This is a genomic window from Gelidibacter sp. (assembly GCF_035577925.1).
GTDB lineage: Bacteria > Bacteroidota > Bacteroidia > Flavobacteriales > Flavobacteriaceae > Gelidibacter.
Genome location: NZ_DATJCY010000391.1, coordinates 1 through 6,286 on the forward strand (window position 1 = coordinate 1; position 6,286 = coordinate 6,286).

General features: G+C 35.9%; 5 protein-coding genes, 1 tRNA gene and 1 pseudogene. 3 read left to right on the forward strand and 4 right to left on the reverse strand.

The window, feature by feature from the left end; all coding sequences use genetic code 11:
- Positions 1-1,018: FKBP-type peptidyl-prolyl cis-trans isomerase (locus VNJ50_RS14670; protein ID WP_325583045.1), on the reverse strand; the 1,018-nt coding region annotated here is incomplete at its 3' end.
- A gap of 173 nt (positions 1,019-1,191) precedes the next feature.
- Here VNJ50_RS14670 and VNJ50_RS14675 point away from each other — a divergent pair.
- Positions 1,192-1,569 (forward strand): RNA-binding S4 domain-containing protein, encoded by a 378-nt coding sequence (locus VNJ50_RS14675; RefSeq protein ID WP_325583046.1) that lies wholly within the window; start codon positions 1,192-1,194, stop codon positions 1,567-1,569.
- Positions 1,570-1,607: 38 nt separating this feature from the next.
- A complete protein-coding gene (locus tag VNJ50_RS14680; RefSeq protein ID WP_325583047.1) occupies positions 1,608-2,111 on the forward strand; it encodes a phosphoribosyltransferase family protein in 504 nt (167 codons plus the stop codon).
- Here VNJ50_RS14680 and VNJ50_RS14685 read toward each other — a convergent pair.
- Complete coding sequence (locus tag VNJ50_RS14685) at positions 2,103-2,621, reverse strand: shikimate kinase (protein WP_325583048.1); 519 nt, start codon at positions 2,619-2,621, stop codon at positions 2,103-2,105. The two genes, VNJ50_RS14680 and VNJ50_RS14685, sit on opposite strands and share 9 nt — an antisense overlap.
- 137 nt (positions 2,622-2,758) lie before the next feature.
- Between VNJ50_RS14685 and VNJ50_RS14690 the strand changes: the two genes are divergently transcribed.
- Positions 2,759-2,831, forward strand: a tRNA-Lys gene (locus VNJ50_RS14690).
- Here the strand turns inward: VNJ50_RS14690 and VNJ50_RS14695 are convergent.
- Both VNJ50_RS14695 and VNJ50_RS14700 read right to left on the reverse strand, forming a co-directional pair.
- The gene (locus VNJ50_RS14695) at positions 2,824-4,359 is read right to left on the reverse strand and encodes a recombinase family protein (RefSeq protein WP_325583049.1); all 1,536 of its coding nucleotides are present in this window, start codon (positions 4,357-4,359) and stop codon (positions 2,824-2,826) included. The two genes, VNJ50_RS14690 and VNJ50_RS14695, sit on opposite strands and share 8 nt — an antisense overlap.
- A gap of 498 nt (positions 4,360-4,857) precedes the next feature.
- Positions 4,858-6,286 (reverse strand): annotated as a pseudogene (locus VNJ50_RS14700) (DNA topoisomerase); the annotation flags it as partial.

Genomic DNA, 6,286 nt, shown 5'->3' on the forward strand with positions numbered 1-6,286 from the left:
CTATTTTAATATCTTTTTGAAGATGGTCCCAAACACCATCTCCATCTGAATCTACAAACTTCAAGGTCGTAATAGTAATTATTCCATCATTGTTTGTTCGGCTTCTTACAAATTCATTTGCTTCAAAAACTGGCTCAACCTCCCCATTATTTGTATTTATCGTATAGATTTGTCTGGTCATTTCATTAATGGTCAAAACTCGATCACCATCGTCATCAGTATCCAAAAAGTTAGGAACACCATCGGCATCGGTATCATCATTATACAAATTTTTATCTCCATTTAAATCTTCCATATAGGTAGGAATACCATCGCCATCATGATCCATAATCTCTGATTGATACAATTCAAATGAAAACATCAAATTTGAATAAGCTGGAATACCTCCTGATGTCGGATTTCCATAATACCCCAATCCTGAAGGCAAGAACATAATTCCGAGACCATAATTATTGAATGTTATAGTCCCATCTTCATTTTCATTAAAATTTTCTGAAGTTTTAAAGTGAGGCATTACTTCCTTCCATCCTGGCACTAGACTTAAAAGCTCGAATTCAACTGGTGTAACACTACTATCAAATGACTTTCCAGTTGGAAGAAATCCATTGTAATTCACTCTTACTTTATCCGAAAAATGCGGATTTTCGCCCCCACCTTCATTAAGGCTCAAAATGTAATATTGATAATCGACATCCAAATATTTTGTGGTTTTTGCTTCTACGGCATCAATCAAAAGTTGATTGTTTTCAGCATCTGGCATTGGCAGAAAGTTACCACTGGCATCTTTTGGTAATTCTTTAATAATGATTTCAGAAATGGTATGATTGCCCGGCACTTCAAAAGTTGCTCGGTTATAATAATGGGTACTCAAGTAGTTTTTTAAAGAATCAAGATCCGCTAATTGTTGTTCTGTACGGTCTCGTAGTGGAATTTCCTCAAAAGAATCATCGTCTTTCTTACAAGAAGACAATATTAATAACAGGCATAAAGTTGAGAGGACGTAGGTTTTTAATTTCATCAATTTAATTTTATATTTTTTCGAAAGCAACATGCAATAACCTTAAATTCACTAGATTAAACAATCAAAACGAATTGTTTCTGAATCTTTCAATATTGCTTATTTTTGCTGGCAAGATACAATAATATAATACGTTTGCACAACAACATTAACGTTGTTTTAAAATTTTTAATATGCGAATAGATAAATTCCTTTGGTGCGTCAGATATTACAAAACCCGAACGATTGCTACAGAAGCTTGCAAAAAAGGACATGTCAAAATCAATGGCCAAGCGGTCAAGCCAAGTCGTGAAGTTTATGCCACCGATAAAATTGAATTGCGTAAAAACCAAATTAATTATCAACTTACGGTGAACGACTTACCTCCCAATCGGGTTGGCGCCAAATTAGTTGCTATTTATGTAAAAGACACCACACCAAAAGAAGCTTTTGAAACCCAGGAACTTTTAAAATACTCTAAAGATTATTATCGCAAAAAAGGTACCGGCCGGCCTAGCAAAAAAGACCGACGCGATATTGACGATTTTTATTATGATAATGAGGAGGAATAAAACAACGCTTTATTTATCTTTGAACAAACAATAATAACATGACAACTTCAAAACAAACCATACTTAACCATCAAGAAATCAACCATAAAATAAGACGCATTGCTTATCAAATTTATGAAAACAATGTGAACGAAACCGAAGTTATCTTAGCAGGAATTGATGCCAATGGCTATATTCTGGCAGAAAAATTAAAAGCGAACTTGGATAAGATTTCCGATTTAAAATCAGTGCTGTGCAAAGTGGTCATCGACAAGAAAAATCCTTTAAACCCTATTACAACTTCGGTCGCAGCGTCAGATTATAGCAATAAATCCATTGTACTTATTGATGATGTTTTAAATTCGGGGAGCACGCTTATTTATGGCGTTAAACATTTTTTGGATGTGCCGGTGAAACAATTCAAAACAGCGGTACTTGTTAATCGAAACCATAAAAAGTATCCCGTTAAGGCCGATTTTAAAGGCATTTCATTATCCACCTCCTTACATGAGCATGTTGAAGTTGTTTTGACCGACGGTAATTATGAAGCCTTTTTACGATAGGCTTCCTACAATTTCTTCGGCTATAGCTGTTATACTTTTTTCATCGGTCACAATAGTTTGATGGCTTTGGTTATAAAAGAACGAACGTTCAAAAAGATGCTTTCCAATAAACTCGGTAAGCTCTTCATCGGTTTTTAAATGGGCAATCAATGGCCGTTTCAATTTTTCGGTTCGCAACCTTTGCACCAAATTAGGGATTGAGCTTTTCAAATAGATGCTATGAACACCCTCTGCATTCAAAACAGCATTCATATTATCACCATAGCAAGGCGTTCCTCCACCAAGTGACAGGATAATGTCATTGCGTTTTAAAAGTTCTTTTAAATAGATGTATTCCTTTTTCCTAAAATAAATTTCACCTTTAGTCTCAAAAATCTTGGAAACGCTCATGTTTTCCATTTTCTGAATGTAATCATCCAAATCGATAAGTTCCAAATTTAAGATTTCAGACAATTTTTTACCAATAGTGGACTTTCCACTTCCCATATACCCAATTAAAATGATGCTCATATAAACTGCTTATAAATTGATTATTAAAAACATAAGGTAAGCCACTGCAAAAAAACAAAAAAAATTTATAAAAATTCACAAAAAAGGGCTTGGATTATTGATAAAAGGTTTTATATTTGCACCCTCATTAAGGAATCGACTTGATAGCTCAGTTGGTAGAGCATAACACTTTTAATGTTAGGGTCCTGGGTTCGAGCCCCAGTCAGGTCACTTGTTGGGACAAATCTAAAAAAGTTAGATTTGTCCCTTTTTTTATGCCCTGTAATTTGCTGGCACTCTGATATATAAGAGCGATCGCCGAGTTTAGCCTCGGAGTTCGATGCTGTATCCCGTCAAACACCAAAAAATCAGGAAACATCGAACTCAATACCACCCTTTTTTCTTCAATATCCCCATTTTCATAGCGTCTATCGATGTTTGCAACCTTTTTTAGAGCTGAAGCTGCTAAGTTCCTAATTTCCGTATCTACCGAAGCTAAAGCATTCATTTGTTTCTCTAATTTTTCAATCCTTTCCTTAGTCAAGTTCTTTAAGACTCGAAAATCGTCATAGTCCATCTCTCCATCAGCATTTTTTATAAGCGCATTTTGGTAGCGTTTGTTTTGTTTGTCGATCTCATTTATGATATTAGCTCTTTCGCTGTTTTGATCTTTTAATTGCTCATTGAAATCACTTATAAAAGCTTCAATAAACACATCTACCATTCCGATCTTTGGCGATAAATAACGAAGTTGTTTAATAAAGGCTTCGTTGACCAGCTCTGCCTTAAACCTTGTACCACAAGAAGAGCTACAATGATAATAACTATAATACTTTCCCATCTTTCCCCTTGAGGCACTTCCCGTCAACATCCTTTCACATTTTGAACATTTGAGAAACCCTCTTAGGGGCAGACTTTCAATTGACACAATTTTTGGCTTGAGAACCCTTGTTCTGCCATCCAAAATATCCTGGATTTCAGCAAACGCCTCCTCACTGATTAATGGTTGATGCTGTCCTACTACAAAATATCCCTCCTCATCTTTATAAGGTGGAATAAATATCTTTCCACAATAAACTGGATTTCGTAGTGCCACCCAAAAATTGTTCTTGCTGAACCTTCCTTTTCCCTTAACTTTTTCTCGTACCACTTTCCATATCTGTTCCGTGTTAAAGCTATTGGCAAGAATCTGGTCAAATGCCCACTTTAAAATAGGAGCCTCAAATTCATGTAAGGCAATATATTTCTTTTTATCCTCAGTGATTTTATTGACATATCCTACTGGAGCTGGTCCCATATATCGCCCCTCTTTTTTTGCTCGACGCATTCCATGAAAAACATTGAGTGCTCTTCGATCATTTTCGACTTCTGGTGCAGCAAGATAAAACGCCAACATTATTTTATTTTCTGGAATAGCAAGATCTAGAGGTTGTTCGATAGCTACCGGTTCAACCTCAAATTTGCGCAACTCATTAATCGTTTGATACGCATCTCCTGCATTTCGGCTGAACCTGTCCCATTTAGTAAATAGCAACAATTTCCTATCACTGCTCTTGGACATACGCAGATCTAACAAATATTTTTGCCATTCGGGCCGTCTGAAAGTCTTCGCGGAGTGGTCTTCTTTATAGATGTTTTTTATCAGGACACCATTATTCTCACAATATCTAATTAAACGTTCTTCTTGGTCACGCTGGGAATATCCCTTGTCTGCTTGTTCATCGGTCGAAACACGAATGTATAAATCTGCTTTTCTCATTTTAAAGGTTGTTCTTATTTTAATTAAAGACATCCTCTAAGATACTGAATAACTGCTATGTGGGCAATCTTTTTAGAAAAGTCTAAAATAATTTTTGCTTCCTCGAAATCGACTACAGTACCGTTCTTCTTTAAGATTTCCATAACTCTTTCCGTACTTAACTCCTCAATTTTTCTGCACTCCATCTTCGTTATCTTATTATTTATTATCACGCAGCGCTACTGAATGATTGGTTCCTTATATAACACTATTATAGACTTAACAAATTTTTCTATACCCTTTGTAAGTCTTTTCCTTTGTGCACAATTATGACCTCACTGTTCGTTTATAAACAGATAAGACAATCCATTGTCAAGGAGTCGCATCTACAAAATACCGTCCATAATTATTTAGACTTTTCGCATTCAACAAATCATAGGAATTTATCTGTTCACTTCAAAAGCAAAAAAATATTTAGGAAGTTTGGGCAGAAAGTCCTTTACGCTTTTGAGTACGAATTCAACTCTTTTTGAACTTCTTGTTTTCAAATTCAAAAGAGGTTGTATAGTCTTCATTCAACACAACATAAGCACCGAAACTCTTACCAGCTTTGCTTTTCATCCCCTTAATTAGTGAAGTTCTACCTTTGGAAACCAATCTCACAATATCGTCCATGGTAATTTGTACACCGCAAACATTTCGGAACTGTAGCCATTTGCAGGTTTCGTCAGGGCATTTTATAATTTTATCCCTAATGACTAGTAATTGGTTCTTGCATTTCGGACATACTATTTTGGGTTGGTTGCCTTTGTCCATTGGGATTTGCAGTAGCTCATTGGTTATCGTCGTGGCATAACTTTCCATTTCCTTTTGAAAAACTTTGCCATCACTTTCGTTTTTCTCAATTTTGTGCAAAGCCAATTCCCATTCCGCCGTCATCACAACATCTGCAATCTTTTTATTTTTAATCAACTCATACACTTGTAAACCTTTTTCAGTGGGAATCAATGATTTTTTTTCTCTTTGGATGTAATTACGGCTAAACAAAGTTTCAATAATAGTGGCTCTTGTTGCAGGTGTTCCGATTCCTATATTTTGCAATGCTTTTCGTTCCTCTACATTTTCAATCTGCCTTCCCGCATTTTCCATAGCTGATAAAAGTCCTGCTTCCGTATAAAGCACAGGAGCTTTAGTTGTCTTTTCCAGAATGACGGCTTCTTTTATTTTTAGTTCATCACCTTTCTTAAGTTCAGGCAAATCTATAATCGTCTCGGCACCCTTATCTGAAAAATTTCCTTTAATACTGCGCCATCCAGGTTCCAATATTCTGCAACCTTTCACTGAAAAATCATATTGCAATGTCTCAAGATTCACATCTGTAATCTCTTTAATACAAGGTCCAGAAATAGCTTCGAGCAAACGAAGTGCAATCATTTCGTAAACAGCACTTTCCTTGATCGATAACACCGAAGGGATTTTCTAGGTAATCAACAGACCATGATGATCAGTAACCCGAAGGTCATTTACGATACGTTTGTTAAACTGTCCCCATTTTACTTTAGTTATGGTTTGTTTACAGGTTTCCCTATCTTGTAGTGCCCTTACGAGATTGGGGATTTCACTCCATACATCTTCTGGGATGTATTTACTTCCTGTTCGAGGATAAGTAATAAACTTTTTCTCATATAGACTTTGGGCAATGTTTAGGGTTTCCTCGGCCGAAAAGTTTAGTTTTTTATTGGCTTCCTTTTGCAGACCGGTCAAGTCGAAAAGTAAAGGTGATTGCTCCGTCACATTTTTACTCTCCACTGCTGTAACATTAGCAGAATTTCCGTTTCTTTGGATAGATTTTAAGGTATCCCTTACCCGATTTTTATCATCCCACTTTTTTCCTCCACTTTTTTGATTAATCGTTTTTAGCTTATCTTTCCGTTCGAGGCTATTGAAT